Consider the following 15109-nt stretch of genomic DNA (forward strand, 5'->3'; position numbering starts at 1 on the left):
GGAGTGGAACGTGTGTGCCCAGAACGGTACAGGGGATCCATGTGCGGCCAGGAGACCGCAACAACGACTATTTGTCGGCGCCTGCGACGATGTCGGCCCCGGCGTCGGGGTTGGCGTCGGGCGTGGCGTCGGTTCGGGCATCAGCCCCGAGATCAGCCCCGGCATCGGACGTGGCGTCGTGCTCCGGGCGGATCATCCGCCACACCACCTCCAGCAGCAGCCCGGCGCCGACCGAGATGCCGACCCCGGTCCAGGGGTCGCGCCAGCCGATCAGGTCCAGCTGGAAGAAGGTCTGCAGCCAGGGCACCACCAGCACCAGCGCGAAGCCCCCGCCCATCGCCAGCACCAGCAGCACCCGCCACCAGGTGTAGGGCCTGGCGATGATCGCCAGCACCCACAGCGCCACCAGGAACAGCGTCAGCGTGGTGCTGCTGGTGTCCGCGACCTGCCCGGTCGCATGGTCGGCCCGGGCCAGCAGGTAGCAGGTGAACGAGGCCGTCCCGGCGATCAGCCCGGCCGGCACCGCGAACCGCAGCACCCGCCGGACGAAGCCCGGCCTGGCCCGTTCGTTGTTGGGCGCCAGCGCCAGGAAGAAGCCGGGCACCCCGATGGTCAGCGCGCTGAGCACAGTGGAGTGCCGCGGCAGGAACGGGTACGGCACCCGGCAGATGATCACCGCGAGCGCCAGCAGCACCGAGTAGACCGTCTTCACCAGGAACAGGTTGGCCACCCGCTCGATGTTGCCGATCACCCGGCGGCCCTCGCCGACCACCTGCGGCAGCGTGGAGAAGCGGTTGTCCAGCAGCACGATCTGGGCCACCGCGCGGGTCGCCTCGCTGCCCGCGCCCATGGCCACGCCGATGTCGGCGTCCTTGAGCGCCAGCACGTCGTTGACGCCGTCGCCGGTCATCGCCACGTGGTGGCCGCGGGACTGCAGCGCGCCCACCATGTCCCGTTTCTGCTGGGGTGTCACCCGGCCGAAGACGGAGTGCTTCTCGACGACCTCGGCGAGCAGCGCCAGGTCGGTGGGCAGGGTCCTGGCGTCCACCGGGTCCTCGGCTCCGGGCAGCCCCAGCGAGGCGGCGACGGCGCCGACCGACACCGCGTTGTCGCCGGAGATCACCTTGGCGGCGACGTTCTGCTGCCGGAAGTAGGCCAGGGTCTGCGCCGCGTCCGGGCGCACCCGCTGCCGCAGCGCCAGCAGCGCCACCGGCACCAGCCCGGCCGCCGGGTCGGGCGCGTCCAGCGGGGTCTCCGACCGTCCCAGCAGCAGCACCCGCAGGCCCTGCTCGCCCAGCGCGTCCACCTCGGCGAGGGCCGGGTGGCCGGCCGGCAGCAGCACGTCGGGGGCGCCCAGCAGCCAGGTCGCCTCCTCGCCGGCCGGCTCCTGCAGCACCGCCCCGGACCACTTGCGGGCCGAGGAGAAGGGAGCAGCCTGCAGCAGCCGCCAGCCCTCACCGACCGGATAACTGTCGATGATCGCCTGCAGGCTGGCGTTGGGCCGGGGGTCGGCGGTGCCCAGGATGCCGAGCACCCGCTCGGCCCGGCCCCGGTCAGCATCGCCGAGCGGACGCAGCTCGGCGACGTCCATGCCGCCCTCGGTGAGGGTGCCGGTCTTGTCCAGGCAGACGGTGTCCACCCGGGCCAGCCCCTCGATCGCGGGCAGCTCCTGGACCAGGCACTGCCGCCGCCCCAGCCGGATCACCCCGATGGCGAAGGCCATGGAGGTCAGCAGTACCAGGCCCTCCGGGACCATGGGCACGATCCCGGCGACCATCCGGCGCACCGCCTCGGCGACGTCCTGCTTGTTGACGTACAGCTGGCTGAGGATCAGTCCGATCGCGGTGGGGATCAGCAGCCAGGTGATGTAGCGCAGGATGGTGTCGATGCCGCTGCGCAGTTCGGAGGAGACCAGGGTGAACCGGCTGGCCTCCTCGGCGAGCTGGGCCGCGTAGGCCTCGCGGCCGACCTTGGTGGTGGTGAAGGCACCGGACCCGGCGACCACGAAGCTGCCGGAGAGCACCGGGTCGCCCGGGTGCTTCAGCACCGGGTCGGCCTCACCGGTGAGCAGCGACTCGTCCACTTCCAGCGCGTCGGCCTCGCTGATCCGGCCGTCCACGGTGACCCGGTCGCCGGATCCCAGCTCGACCAGGTCGCCGAGGACGATCTCGGCATTGGTCAGCTCCCGGCTCGCGCCGTCCCGGCGGACCCTGGGGTGCGACTCGCCGACCACGGCGAGGTTGTCCAGGGTGCGCTTGGCGCGCAGCTCCTGGATGATCCCGATGCCGGTGTTGGCCACGATGATGAAGCCGAACAGCGCGTCCTGGACCGGCCCCACCGTCATGATCACCACGAACAGGGTGCCGATGATGGCGTTGAACCGGGTGAGCACATTGGCCCGGACGATCTCGGCGGTGGAGCGGCTGGACCGCACCGGGACGTCGTTGACCTCGCCGCGGGAGACCCGCTCGGCGACCTCGGCGGAGCTGAGCCCTGTCGCGCGTTCGGCCGCTGCAGTCATGGTCCCGACCCTAGACGCCGGGGTGCGCCGACGCCGCCGGACCTACTCCGCCCGGGAAGCCTCCGCCGCGGCGCCGCCGGCGCCGTCGGATCCTGCGGCCGCCCCGGCCGCCTGCGAGCGCCGGATCGCGTCGCGGCGGGCGCGGCAGTACCAGATGCCGATCAGCCCGAGGCCGAAGCCGGCCAGGCAGGTCCACAGCCACTTGGTGTCGCCGTGGTCCGAGAGCCAGCCGTGGAACGGCAGCAGCACGACGAAGCCGACCAGCCACACCACGGTGCCACCGGTCACGATGGCGACGTCGTTGGCCTCCATGGGCGGTGCCGAGGGCAGCTTGGTCGTCTTCACGGGGACAAGCGTACGGGGGGCCGTCACGGGGGACGGATGACACCCCCGTTCGGCCGATCTTTGGAGGAAAGTACAGTCTACGCGCGCAGATGGCCACATCGGTTTATGCAATTCATACTGGCCATTCCGGATCGAACGGCGAGTCTTCTTGACGTTTCGTACTCCGACTTTGATCGATCAGCACCTGCTGAGTCATCCGCTCCGCTGCTGAGTTCAGCACTTGCAAAAGGAACAGCGCATGTCATCCGTGGCCCCCCCGGCCAACGCCGTCGACCGCTTCTTCAAGGTCAGCGAGCGAGGCTCGTCCTTCGCCCGGGAGATCCGCGGCGGTGCCGCGACCTTCTTCACGATGGCGTACATCATCGTGTTGAACCCGATCATCCTGTCCTCGGCCACGGACAAGTTCGGCCACCACCTGAACGGTGGTCAGCTGGTCACCGCGACCGTGATCACCGCGGCGTTCACCACCCTGCTGATGGGTGTCATCGGCAACATCCCGCTGGCGCTGGCCGCCGGTCTGGGCACCAACAGCATCGTCGCGCTGCAGCTCGCCCCCAAGATGAGCTGGCCCGACGCCATGGGCATGGTGGTGCTGGCCGGTCTGGCGATCATGCTGCTGGTCGCCACCGGGCTGCGTGAGCGGGTGATGAACGCCGTCCCGCTGGGCCTGCGCAAGTCCATCGCCATCGGCATCGGCCTGTTCATCGCGCTGATCGGCCTGGTCGACGGCGGCTTCGTCACCCGCATCCCGGACGCCGCTCAGACCACCGTGCCGCTGCAGCTCGGCAACGACGGCCACCTCAACGGCTGGCCGGTGCTGGTCTTCGTGGTCGCCGCGCTGCTCACCCTGGTGCTGATGGCCCGCAAGGTCCCCGGCGCCATCCTGATCAGCATCGTCGCCGCCACCGTGCTGGCCGTCATCCTGGACAAGGCCGCGCACATCCCGGCCGCCAACTGGGGCCTGACCGTCCCGGAGATCCCGCACCACATCGTCTCCACCCCGGACTTCGGCCTGATCGGCAAGGTCAGCCTGTTCGGCGGCTTCCACCAGGTGGGCATCCTCACCGGGATCCTCTTCGTCTTCACGGTGCTGCTGTCCTGCTTCTTCGACGCGATGGGCACCATCCTCGGCGTCAGCGACGAGGCGCACCTGCTGGACGACAACGGCAACCTGCCCGGCATGAACAAGGTGCTGATGGTGGACGGCATCGCCACCGCCATCGGCGGCGCGACCTCCAGCTCCGCCAACACCTGCTTCGTGGAGTCCACCGCCGGCGTCGGCGAGGGCGCCCGTACCGGCCTGGCCTCCGTCGTCACCGGCCTGTTCTTCGTGGTGGCGCTGTTCCTCACCCCGCTGGCGACCATGGTCCCGACCCAGGCGGCCACCCCGGTGCTGGTCGTGGTCGGCTTCCTGATCCTCTCCAACGGGATCAGGGACATCGACTGGTCCGACTTCACCCTCGCCGTCCCGGCGTTCCTGACCATGGTGATCATGCCGTTCACCTACTCGATCACCAACGGGATCGGCATAGGGTTCCTGGTCTTCTGCATCCTAAAGATCGCCACCGGCCGGGTCCGCGAGGTGCCCGTCCCGCTCTACGTGGTCGCGGCGGTCTTCGCCTTCTACTACCTGATGCCGGCCCTCGGCCTGGGGCAGTAGCCCCCGGAGGTACGCACGGCCCCCGTTCCCGATACCGGGAGCGGGGGCCGCTGCGCATGCGGTGATCCGATAACCTGCCCGCCTCTAAGGGGGGTTCGTTGACCACTGAACCAGAAGAGCCGACCTCGGCATCCGCTCCCGCTCCGGCCCCGGATGCGGCAGTGACGCCGGCGTCGCCGGTATTGCCGGCGCCGGCTGTGCAACCCGCGCAGGCCGTTCAACCCGCACAACCCGTACAGCCTCTACCGCCGACGCACCCCTACGCCCCCGGGCAGCCGCCGCCCGGCTTCGCCCCGCCCCCGTACTACTGGGGCGACGTCGCCTGGCAGGTGCCTCCGCGTCCGCAGCCCACCGGGGTGAACGGGCAGGCGATAGCCTCATTCGTGCTCGGCCTCTTCGCCGTCGTGCCCGCCGGCGTGGTCTTCGGCATAGTCGCGCTGGTCCGCATTGGCCGGACCCGGCAGCGGGGCAAGGGCCTGGCCGTCGCCGGTCTGGTGCTCTCCGGGCTGTGGCTGCTGACCGCCATGGGCGGGGTGATCGCCGCGGCGGCTTTCTACCAGTCCGGCCACGTCGTGGCCTCGGGGGTGTCCGGCTCCGGAGCCCGACCGGTGTCCGAGCTCCCGTCGTGGACCTGCTTCAACCAGCCGGCGGGGTCCACCACGCTGCTGGTTCCCGTGGTCCCGTGCGCCGGGGTCCATGACCGCCAGCTGATCGCAAAGATCGATCTCGGTGGGTCGTCGTCCTATCCGGGCCTCGACGCCGTCCGGCAGCGGGCCTGGATCGCCTGCATCCGCGCGGCGTACACAGCGTTCACCGACCCCCTCGGGGTCACCGAGGTGGCCGCCATCACTCCCTACTACCCGGAGCAGTCCTCCTGGGACGACGGGGACACCCAGGCGTGGTGCGCCTTGAAGGCGCCCTACAGCGGTCAGCTCACCGGTGACCTCCGTCAGTCGGCGTCGCACTACACCGCCGTCCAGCAGAGCTTTCTGCAGCTGGTCGATCCGGCGCTGATGCTGGCCGACGAGGTCCGTGCCACGCTCCCGTCACAGTGGGCGGACGGGACGGTCCTGGCCACCCGGCTCGGCGACGCCGATCGCGACCAGGCCCGTGAGCTCACCTCCTCCACCGTCTTCACCGGCAGTTTCATGAAGGGCGTCGCGGCGGCCCTGGCCAAGGACGATCTGGAGCAGGCGGCGCAGGCCGACCGGCTGGCCGCGGCGGACACCCAGTCCGCATGGACCTCTGCGATAGCGGCCCTGGACGCGGCCGACCTCTCCAGCGACCTGGCGACCGCACGGATGAACCTGGGCCTGCACGGCTGAATACGTGCCCTCTGCAATAGATTTTACTTAGGCTCGGTAATGAGTTAACCTAACAATCATGCCCGAGCTCTCCGAGAGCGACGCCGCAGCGGTCAGCACGCTGCGGTCCGCCGTGATGCGACTCTCCCGCCGCCTGCGCAACCAGCGCGTCGAGGAGTCGCTGACGCCCACCGAGATGCAGGTGTTGGCGACTCTCGCCCGCTGCGGCAGCGCGTCCCCGGGCGAGCTGGCGCGCAAGGAGCACGTCCAGCCGCCGTCGATGACCCGGATCATCGCGATGCTGGAGGAGAAGGGCCTGGTGCGGAGGGAGCCGCACCCCGACGACCGTCGACAGGTCGTCGTCAGCAGCACCGAGCAGGCCGAGAGCATCCTCGACCAGAGCCGGGCCAAGCGGGATGCGTGGCTCGCCGACCTCGCCGGGGAGCTCAGCGAGGAGGAGTGGGCGGTGCTGCGCGCCGCCGCTCCGGTACTGGAGCGCCTCGCACAGCTCTGACGCCGCATCCGACAGAACCTGATCATTCGTTACCAGCCAGGGGACAAGCTATTGCCTGCACAGACCGGAGCCACCACAGCGAACATCCGTACCACTGACATCAGCAGCACCAGCACCACCACCGCCAACGCGGTCAGCCTCGCCACCGAGGCGGACGCCGCCGAGGAGACCCCGATGCAGTCCCTCGTCGTCCCCGTCGACGACGACCCCGACGAACGCACCGGCTCCGGCAGTACCGGCACCGCGAACAGGGCCGCGAAGAGCGGGATGTTCTCCGCCCTGAAGAACCGCAACTACCGGTACTTCTTCATCGGCCAGGTCGTCTCCAACTCGGGCACCTGGGTCCAGCGCATCGCCCAGGACTGGCTGGTCCTCAGCATCACCGGCAGCGCCTTCGCCGTCGGCGTCACCACCGCCATGCAGTTCCTGCCCATGCTGCTGTTCGGCCTCTTCGGCGGCGTCCTCGCCGACCGCTTCCCCAAGCGGCAGCTGCTCATCGCCACCCAGGGCGCGATGGGACTGCTGGCCGTGGGGCTGGCCGCGCTGACGCTCTCCGGCGTCATCCAGGTCTGGCACATCTACCTCTTCGCCTTCCTGCTCGGCCTGGTGACCGTGGTCGACAACCCGACCCGGCAGACCTTCGTGGTGGAGATGGTCGGCAAGAAGGACCTCGGCAACGCCGTCAGCCTGAACGCCGCCAACTTCCAGACCGCCCGGCTGATCGGCCCGGCCGTCGCCGGCGGTCTGATGGCCGCGGTCGGCGCCGGCTACGCCTTCGCGGTCAACGCGCTCTCCTTCGGCGCGGTCATCCTCGGCCTGCTCGCGATGCGCGCCTCCGAGCTGCACCGCACCCCGCGACTGCCGCGTGAGAAGGGGCAGTTGAAGGAGGGGCTGCGCTACGTCGCCGGACGCCCCGACCTGATCTGGCCGATCGTCCTGGTCGGCTTCATCGGCACCTTCGGGTTCAACTTCGCGACCATCCTGTCCGCGTTCGCGTACTCGGTCTTCCATGTCGGACCCGGGCTGTACGGTCTGCTCAACACGGCGATGGCCGTCGGCTCGCTGGCCGGCGCGCTGGTGGCCGCCCGGCGCAGCAGGCCACGGCTTCGGCTGCTGGTGGTCGCCGCGCTGGTCTTCGGCCTGCTGGAGGCGGTGTCGGCGGTCTCGCCGTCGTACTGGATCTTCGCGGCGCTGCTGACCCTGGTCGGCCTGTTCGGCATGACCACCAACACGGCGGCCAACTCGCTGATCCAGCTGCGTACCGACCCGGCGATGCGGGGCCGGGTGATGAGCCTCTACATGATGGTCTTCGCGGGCGGAACGCCGCTGGGCGCGCCGCTGGTGGGCTGGGTCACCGAGCAGTTCGGCCCCAGGATCGGGCTGCTGGCCTGCGGTCTGGTCTCGGCGGCCGCCGCGGCCGGGATCGGCCTGGTGCTGGCCCGGATCGGCAATCTGCGGGTCCAGCTGGACCTGCACCGCGGCCCGGAGCACCAGCTGATCACCTTCGTGCCGCGGCAGGCGCCGAAGGTCGTCGTGGCGGCCTGAGGCCGAGCCCGGCCGGATGGGGCCGGCGCGGCGTCGCTGCGGATCGGGAATCTGTCCACCGAATCGGGACAGGTTCCCCATCCGCAGCCCCGGCGGCCGGTGCGGCTGTCCGGTCCCCGCGGGTTCAGTCCAGCCGCTGCGCCAGCAGCATCCCCGGCCAGTCGGGCAGCCCCTCCCGGGCGACGTCGAACGGCTCCACCTCGGTGAAGCCCTGGCTGCGGTAGTAGGCCACCAGCTTCCCGTCGTCCCCGGCGTAGCAGTCCACCCGCAGCAGGTGCAGGCCCTGGCGCAGGGCCTCCGCCCGCGCGGCGTCCAGCAGCGCACCGCCGACCCGACGGCCCTTGAAGCGGCGCTCGGTCGCCAGCAGGTTGACGTACAGCTCCGGTTCGCCGGCCGGGCGGACATAGGGCTGGGCCTCGCCGGACACCGAGACCACGCCGACGACCTCCCCGTCCAGCACCGCGACCCGGGCCTCACCGCGGGCGATCCGTCCGCCCATCCGGTCCACCAGGGCCGGACGGGTGGACCACGGCTCGGTGCCCCACTGGCCGGTGCGGCCCTGGGCGACCAGCCACTCCACCGTCCCGTCCAGGATCTTCAGTACGGGGTGGAGGTCTTCGGATCCAGCAAGTCGTATCTCCATACGATCTTTGTACCCGTCAGCCCTTTCCCGGGAGAAGGCCGTGGCCGAGACTGCCCGCATGAGACTCTTCGCCGCTGTCGTGCCGCCCCCGGCGGCGGTCCGCGAGCTGGCCGCCGCCGTCGCGCCGCTGCACGCGCTGCCGCAGGCAGCCGGCCTGCGCTGGACCGGCGAGCCGACCTGGCACCTCACCCTGGCCTTCCTCGGCCAGGTCGACGCCGAGGACCTGGGGCCGCTGCGGGCCCGCCTGGACGCCGCCGCGGCCACCGTCGCCCGGACGCCCCGGCTACGGCTGGCCGGCAGCGGCCGCTTCGGCGAACGCGCGCTGTGGGCCGGCGTCCAGGGGGACACCCTGCCGCTGCGCCGGCTCGCGGAGGAGGTCGCGACGGCGGCCCGGGACACCGGCATCGATGTTGACGAGCGCCCGTTCCGGGGCCACCTCACCCTGGCCCGGGCCGGCGGCCGCAGCGGTCCGCCCACGGCGGCGGGCAGGGGCCTGCCCGCACTGGCCGGCGCGCTCGCCGACTTCGCCGGAACGGAGTGGCCGGCCACCTCGCTGAAGCTGATGCGCAGTCACCTGGGCACCGGGGCCGCGCACTACGAGACGGTGGCCGAGTGGGCCCTGGGTTCGGCGGGGGCGGTCGCCGACGGGTCGTAGCCGGCAGCGGGCGCCTTGTGGTCGGCAGCCGGTACCGGCGGCAGGGCCGGTACCGCCGCCGGGACCAGCAGCCGACGGGTGGTCAGCAGCAGCACCGCCCCTGCCGTGATCCCGCCGACGGCGATGACCGCGGCGGTGCGCAGCGATCCGCCGACGAACGCCCCGGAGACGGCCGAGCCGAGGGCGTTGCCGGTCGCGAACAGGGTGACCAGCCAGGCGAACGCCTCGGTGGTGGTCCCGGCCGGTGCCAGCTCGGCGATCAGCAGGAAGGCGGCGGCGAGCAGCGGGGCGAGGCCCAGCCCGGAGACGAAGGCCGCCACCCCCATCCACCCCGGGGCGGGCACCAGCAGCAGCGGCAGGTAGCAGAGCGCCATGCCGCCGGCCAGCGCCCAGGTCCGGGTGGAGGTCGGCGCCTTCCAGCGGACCGCGCCGTAGCCGAGGGCGCCCAGCAGCCCGGCGAGCGCGGCCAGCGCGAGCAGGGCGCCGGCGCCGCCGGGGATGCCGGGGTGCTCCTGGGCGTAGGCGACGAAGAGGATGTTCTGCGCGCCGATGGCCCAGCCGGTCCCGGCGAAGGCGACCAGCAGCAGTACCAGCCCGGGGGAGCGCAGCGGCCCCAGCCAGCCGGTGCCCGCGCCGGGTACGCGCACCGGTGCCCGCCAGGCGCGGGCCGGTGCGGAGGTCGCCACGGTCACGGTGCCGAGCAGCCCCAGCCCGGCTGCCAGCCACAGCGCGACCGACGGGCTGCCGAAGGCGGCGACCCCGGCCACCAGCAGCGGCCCGGCGACATAGAGGATCTGCTGGGCGGCGGAGTCCAGCGCGTACGCGGTCTCCAGCGCGGCCGGGGCGACGATGTCGGGCCACAGCGACCGCAGGCACGGCTCCAGCGGCGGCATGGCGAGCCCGGCCAGCGCGGCGCCGGCCAGGGCGGCGGCGGGGTTGCCGGGGGCGACCGCCAGCGCGGCGTAGCCGCAGGCGGCGAAGCAGGCGGAGACCAGCAGCACCCGCGGCTGCCCGGCCCGGTCCACCAGCCGACCCAGCACCGGACCGCCGACGGCGGCAGCGACCGCGTACGCGGCGGTGGTCAGCCCGATCCTGGCGTAGGGCGCACCCGCGGCGTGCAGGGCCAGCGCGATGGCGACGACGGTCATCCCAGCGGGAAGCCGGCCGGTGAGGGTCCCCAGTAGCAGCCGGGCGACCCGGGGGCTGCGCAGGACGGTCAGGTAGCCCACAGCGGGTGTTCTCCTCGGGCAGGGGGATGGCTCCGTTCCTCAAAGTTATACGTATAACTGCGCCCAGGGCAAAAGCCTCTTGCAGGTCGATCCGGGGTCCTTCCCGTCCATACCTCAAAGCAGGGCTTTGAGTAAGAGAAAGTTTTGATGCTAAGGTCCCTTACATGAACGCCCCCGCCGCGCACCCGCACCACGTCCTGAGCCTCCGGCTCACGACGATGCTGCGTGCTGCCCGCGCGTGCGCCGGGGCCACGGTGGACACGGCCGGCATGCAGGGGCTGCGTGCCGCATCCGCGTTCGCCTGCGGCTGTATGCGGGCGTCGCGCCCGTCCCGTCCGCTGCTCGCCGGATAGGACCGCGCGCCGCCGCCTCCGTCCGTTCCCGTCCCACCCACGGCCCGCCCCGGCACCCCTGTTCCGAGACCGCCTGTCCCGAGACCGTCTGTCCCGAGCCGCACGGCCGCCCCGCCCCCGCACTGGAGCGCTCCCACCCATGTCATCGCCCGAGACCTCCGAGTCCGCGCAGTCCATATCCTTCCTCGGTCGGATCCGCCGCACCCCGTTCTGGGCCCAGATCCTGCTCGGCCTGGGCCTGGGCGTCGCCCTCGGCTTCGTCGCCCGTGAGGCCGAGGTGAGCTGGCTCACCACCACGCTCACCCAGATCGGCACCATCTTCGTCCAGCTGCTGAAGCTGGCCGTCCCGCCGCTGGTCTTCAGCGCGATCGTGATCTCGGTCGCCAACCTCCGGACCGTCAACAACGCAGCCAGGCTGGCCGCCCGGACCCTGATGTGGTTCGCCATCACCTCGCTGATCGCGGTCAGCATCGGCCTGCTCATCGGCGTCATCACCAACCCCGGCCACGGCACCGGGCTCACCGCGCACGACGGCTCCAAGCTGACCGACGTCACCGCCTCCTGGACCGACTTCCTCACCGGGCTGATCCCGACCAACATCGTCGACTCGTTCGTCCAGGTGAACGTCCTTCAGATCGTGTTCCTGGGCATCGTCTTCGGCGCCGCGCTGCTGAAGGTCGGCGAGAAGAAGGGCGAGCCCTTCCTCAAGCTCACCCAGTCCGTGCTCGACCTGGTGCAGACCGCACTGTGGTGGATCATCCGGCTCTCCCCGCTGGGCACCCTCGGCCTGATCGGCAAGTCCGTCGCCGTCTACGGCTGGAGCCTGCTCTCGCCGCTGGCGACCTTCACCGCGGACGTCTACGTCGGCTGCGCCATCGTGCTGTTCGGCGTCTACTCGCTGCTGCTGCGCTTCGTCGCCAAGGTCAACCCGCTGGACTTCTTCAAGGGCGCCTGGCCCGCGATCCAGCTCGCCTTCGTGTCCCGCTCCTCCGTCGGCACCATGCCGGTCACCCGTCGCGTCACCATCGACCTCGGCGTCCCGCGCGAGTACGCCTCGTTCGCCGTGCCGTTCGGCGCCACCACCAAGATGGACGGCTGCGCCGCGATCTACCCGTCGCTGGCGGCGATCTTCGTGGCCCAGGTCTACGGCATCCACCTCGGCATCGGCGACTACCTGCTGATCGCCTTCGTCTCGGTCATCGGCTCCGCCGCGACGGCCGGCCTCACCGGCGCCATCGTCATGCTGACCCTGACCCTCTCCACCCTCGGCCTCCCGCTGGAGGGAGTCGGCCTGCTGATCGCCATCGACCCGATCCTGGACATGATGAGGACGGCCACCAACGTCGCCGGGCAGGCCGTGGTCCCGATCCTGGTCGCCGCGCGCGAGGGCATCCTCGACCGCGAGAAGTTCAGCAGCGCCAAGGCGGAGTCCCTCTTCGACGAGGAGGACGCGCCGGCGGAGGAGCCGTCGCTCGTAGCTGTGTGATCTGACCCGAGCCGGCGTGGCCCCCGACCCCAGCAGCGGGGCCGGGGGCCACGACTGTGCAGGGTCGCTTCGGTGAAGACGGTGGGCTGTCAGGCGTGATCAGGGTGCCCTACGATCCCGTCGTGTCACCCGAGTGCAACTCACAACGTCGGAGGTCTCGATCAGCGGCACTGAACCGGAGGCCACGAGGCCGTTCCTGGCCTTTTTCCTCAAGCGGCCGCTGTTGGCGTTCTCCGCCTATGCGGCTGTGTTCGCTCTGGTGGGCATGCTGCCTGTATGGCTACCGCATGGCGACGCATGGTTGGTGGTCGCCTTTCTCGCCCTGCTCTGCACTGTGGGAGAGACGATCAGGTGGCGGCGCCGACGTGGGGCGTCCAGGGAGCGCCGGGCACCGGAACACGACAAGGACACGTGAGCCTGTGCGTGAAAGCACCGCGACCGGCGATCGTGCGAGTAGTCGGATCAGTTCGGTGCCTTCGTCAGACTCTTAACCACCTGGAACGCGCTGACGGAGGAACCGTCGCTCGTCACTTCGTGATCTGACCTGAGCCAACACGACCCCCGGAACCAGTGGTGGCGCCGGGGTTTCAAGCGTTATCTCTGACTGGTGATCCGACGGCAGGTCTGCGCAATCAGCGCTAAGGTGCCCAGTGTCCAGATCCGAGGTCCTGGTTGAGCGTTTTGATTTGCCCTGTCCCGGGTAGCTGAATTTTCACCGTGCTCGCCTTCACCACGGTCCATTGGTCGGATGCAACCGCATATGGAGTGAAGGTCCATATTTCCCGATCATTGGCAGGACACATGTTTGTCAGGTCATGTCCGCAGCTGATGGCATACGGATTTTCCTCCTCGAGGACGGGTCCCGTCGTGTACAGCCTCAGTCCCGTTGAAGCGAGCGATATGTTCGCGCACTGCGGGAAATATGTTGGCGAACCGATATCCTGACACATGGCCTCCACGGCGGGAACTGCCTCGCCGTACTGGTCCTTGTAGAGATCGGAGCAGACGACGGCCTGGGTGACGGTGTCGTCGCCGATCACCGTGCAGACATGGTCCATGAGCGTCCAGCCGGTAGGCGTCCCTGATGCGGCGGTAATCGTGTCGCTCGTTTGGGCTGCCGCAGTGGACAGGGGCAGAGTGAACGTAGCGGCAATCACGGTGGGCAGCAGTGCGATCAGTCGCAATTTCATCGCTTCTCCCGGAAGGATCAGATGCGTGTGCATCATGCAGCGGTTCGGCATCGGGAGTACATCACAGTCTCATCGGGCGAGCAATAAGGCACTATTGCGGATCATGAAATTTGCCGACCCCGAATGCATTCCATGCCGGGATCCAGCTGGCATAATCATTGATTTGCCGGGGTTCGGCATGCTCGTGGCTTTTCTCCGCGTTCGCCGCATTGCATCGCGCGCATAAAGGGGTGAATCGGTCCGGCAATGGTTTGGCAAAATTCGTCTACTCGCCAGCGGGGGTTTCCGCATGCGCTGTCATGCGTGTCGTGGCCGAATACTAGTAGTGGAGCTGCGCAGTCGGATCCAGGCGCATGACGGCCATGTGGACGCATTCGGATTCGGCCGGTGGACCCACCATCTTGTCGATGATGGTCGAGGCAGTCTCCCTGGACCTGCGCGCGCCTTGGACCTCGACCAGGTGGGGGAACGTACCAGTACGACGTTCATGCCCAGTCCCAGGAGGAGCCGGAGAAGGACAGTCTCAGTCCGGCCCCTGGCTCCTGGCCTCAGCAGTCGAGCTGGGGCCAGGACTGCCGCCCACCGCGGGGCTAGTCCGCACAGTCGAACACCTTCTCGGGGTTCCGGGGATCTGCTCGGCTCACGAGGTCGGTGATCGAGGTCAACGGGTTCGGCATCACGGTTCTCCGGTTGAAGTAGGAACCCGGGATCGAGATTTCGACGTAGACGTCCTGTTTGACGGTGGTGTACTTCTCGCCACCACCGGGAAGCGCCTCCGGGAGCCAGCAGAGGCCGCCGACGTCCCAGGAGGCGGCCAGCGCGTTGTACTTGTTGCCGCTGGCTGGGTTGATCACTGCTGGGATGGTCACGCCGCAGCGCAGTGTGATCGCGGGTGATCCCCAGGCTGCCGTGGTCGTGCTCCTCGGCGAAACGGATCTGCGCTGCTGGCCGCCGAAGTCCTGTGGGAGCGCCGCTTGAAGGGCGGCGCATTCAGCGGTCTGCCGGCCGACCGGAGGCGGGAACGCGGGGCGGACATCCGCTGAACCCGAGCATGCCGAGCAGAGCCCGGTGGTGGCGCCGATAAGGAGTAGCCCGAACGGGCGACCGATGTGCCGGAGGTGCCGCTTGCGGTGAGGATCCGGGTCCGTTGGGGGCATCTGGAGACCATAGCCATCGCGGTTCGCGCACTCGCACGCGCCCTGGCCCGGTCCGTCCAGGGTTTCGCGCTCGGCCTGCAACGGCATTCGCCGGGCCGCGATCGCACCCACCGTCTCCGGGGCTCCGCCCCGAAAGCGGCCAACTACGGGAGGGGGTGCCCCGGTTGGGCGCCGTAGGCCCGTGGCGGGGGCGTGCCGGGCGGGCCGGGGGGCGTGCGGCGGGTCGAGTCGTCTGAACTCGGGTCACTTCTCGTACAAGGGGTCACTCGTCGTACGGAGATGTCGGATATATCCGGGCATTCGCGTAGATCAAGTGACCCCATGTACGAGAAGTGACCCAAAGTGTAGAGGGCACCTATCTGGAGAATCGCTTCTTCGGTCGCACCACCAACTGCCCCGCCGCCCGGCAACGGCGAGAGCCCGCACCCTCCCTGCTCCTGTCGCCGCGAGCGCAGCGAGCAGCAGCAACAAGCCACGGGCGGGGGCGGGCGGCAGCGGTGGTGCCAT

The 15109-nt window shown here is 70.0% G+C and carries 12 protein-coding genes; 6 read left to right on the forward strand and 6 right to left on the reverse strand.

Annotated elements, in window-relative coordinates:
* Window positions 1-67: 67 nt before the first annotated feature.
* Together IF29_RS0129325 and IF29_RS0129330 are read right to left on the reverse strand one after the other, a co-directional pair.
* Window positions 68-2521: an HAD-IC family P-type ATPase gene (locus IF29_RS0129325; RefSeq protein WP_084715167.1), complete on the reverse strand. Its 2454-nt coding sequence runs from the start codon at window positions 2519-2521 to the stop codon at window positions 68-70.
* Window positions 2522-2563: 42 nt separating this feature from the next.
* Window positions 2564-2866 carry a DUF2530 domain-containing protein gene (locus IF29_RS0129330; RefSeq protein ID WP_030261172.1) on the reverse strand — a complete coding sequence of 101 codons (303 nt, stop codon included), beginning with the start codon at window positions 2864-2866 and terminating at the stop codon, window positions 2564-2566.
* A gap of 238 nt (window positions 2867-3104) precedes the next feature.
* Between IF29_RS0129330 and IF29_RS0129335 the strand changes: the two genes are divergently transcribed.
* From IF29_RS0129335 to IF29_RS0129350, 4 genes are all read left to right on the forward strand, one after another.
* Window positions 3105-4526, forward strand: a complete 1422-nt coding sequence (locus IF29_RS0129335; RefSeq protein WP_030261173.1) for an NCS2 family permease — start codon at window positions 3105-3107, stop codon at window positions 4524-4526.
* A gap of 197 nt (window positions 4527-4723) precedes the next feature.
* Complete coding sequence (locus IF29_RS0129340; protein ID WP_198037586.1) at window positions 4724-5851, forward strand: DUF4190 domain-containing protein; 1128 nt, start codon at window positions 4724-4726, stop codon at window positions 5849-5851.
* Window positions 5852-5909: 58 nt separating this feature from the next.
* Complete coding sequence (locus tag IF29_RS0129345) at window positions 5910-6344, forward strand: MarR family winged helix-turn-helix transcriptional regulator (RefSeq protein WP_030261178.1); 435 nt, start codon at window positions 5910-5912, stop codon at window positions 6342-6344.
* 174 nt (window positions 6345-6518) lie between these two features.
* A complete protein-coding gene (locus tag IF29_RS0129350) occupies window positions 6519-7889 on the forward strand; it encodes an MFS transporter (RefSeq protein ID WP_030261181.1) in 1371 nt (456 codons plus the stop codon).
* Between the two features lie 124 nt (window positions 7890-8013).
* On the opposite strand, the gene IF29_RS0129355 is transcribed toward IF29_RS0129350, so the two are convergent.
* Window positions 8014-8532 carry a GNAT family N-acetyltransferase gene (locus IF29_RS0129355; RefSeq protein WP_030261183.1) on the reverse strand — a complete coding sequence of 173 codons (519 nt, stop codon included), beginning with the start codon at window positions 8530-8532 and terminating at the stop codon, window positions 8014-8016.
* Between the two features lie 58 nt (window positions 8533-8590).
* Between IF29_RS0129355 and thpR the strand changes: the two genes are divergently transcribed.
* A complete protein-coding gene (gene thpR / locus IF29_RS0129360; RefSeq protein ID WP_030261185.1) occupies window positions 8591-9187 on the forward strand; it encodes an RNA 2',3'-cyclic phosphodiesterase in 597 nt (198 codons plus the stop codon).
* Here thpR and IF29_RS0129365 read toward each other — a convergent pair.
* Window positions 9127-10416, reverse strand: a complete 1290-nt coding sequence (locus IF29_RS0129365) for an MFS transporter (RefSeq protein ID WP_084715173.1) — start codon at window positions 10414-10416, stop codon at window positions 9127-9129. The genes thpR and IF29_RS0129365 overlap by 61 nt on opposite strands.
* 492 nt (window positions 10417-10908) lie before the next feature.
* Between IF29_RS0129365 and IF29_RS0129375 the strand changes: the two genes are divergently transcribed.
* Window positions 10909-12255, forward strand: coding sequence for a dicarboxylate/amino acid:cation symporter (locus tag IF29_RS0129375; protein ID WP_030261191.1), 1347 nt, complete (start codon window positions 10909-10911; stop codon window positions 12253-12255).
* Between the two features lie 638 nt (window positions 12256-12893).
* Here IF29_RS0129375 and IF29_RS46335 read toward each other — a convergent pair.
* Both IF29_RS46335 and IF29_RS45330 read right to left on the reverse strand, forming a co-directional pair.
* Window positions 12894-13445, reverse strand: coding sequence for a hypothetical protein (locus tag IF29_RS46335; RefSeq protein WP_157623986.1), 552 nt, complete (start codon window positions 13443-13445; stop codon window positions 12894-12896).
* Window positions 13446-14035: 590 nt separating this feature from the next.
* Window positions 14036-14713: a DUF3515 domain-containing protein gene (locus IF29_RS45330; protein ID WP_157623987.1), complete on the reverse strand. Its 678-nt coding sequence runs from the start codon at window positions 14711-14713 to the stop codon at window positions 14036-14038.
* Window positions 14714-15109 lie beyond the last annotated feature (396 nt).

Source organism: Streptacidiphilus jeojiense (assembly GCF_000719095.1).
In the GTDB taxonomy this organism is placed as follows: Bacteria; Actinomycetota; Actinomycetes; order Streptomycetales; family Streptomycetaceae; genus Streptacidiphilus; species Streptacidiphilus jeojiensis.

Bases quoted from the DNA above. Each gene is read 5' to 3' on its own strand.
- IF29_RS0129355 (WP_030261183.1), bottom strand. From the start codon at position 8,532: ATGGAGATACGACTTGCTGGATCCGAAGACCTCCACCCCGTACTGAAG.
- IF29_RS46335 (WP_157623986.1), bottom strand. From the start codon at position 13,445: ATGAAATTGCGACTGATCGCACTGCTGCCCACCGTGATTGCCGCTACG.
- IF29_RS0129335 (WP_030261173.1), top strand. From the start codon at position 3,105: ATGTCATCCGTGGCCCCCCCGGCCAACGCCGTCGACCGCTTCTTCAAG.
- IF29_RS0129325 (WP_084715167.1), bottom strand. From the start codon at position 2,521: ATGACTGCAGCGGCCGAACGCGCGACAGGGCTCAGCTCCGCCGAGGTC.
- thpR (WP_030261185.1), top strand. From the start codon at position 8,591: ATGAGACTCTTCGCCGCTGTCGTGCCGCCCCCGGCGGCGGTCCGCGAG.
- IF29_RS0129345 (WP_030261178.1), top strand. From the start codon at position 5,910: ATGCCCGAGCTCTCCGAGAGCGACGCCGCAGCGGTCAGCACGCTGCGG.
- IF29_RS0129350 (WP_030261181.1), top strand. From the start codon at position 6,519: ATGCAGTCCCTCGTCGTCCCCGTCGACGACGACCCCGACGAACGCACC.
- IF29_RS0129375 (WP_030261191.1), top strand. From the start codon at position 10,909: ATGTCATCGCCCGAGACCTCCGAGTCCGCGCAGTCCATATCCTTCCTC.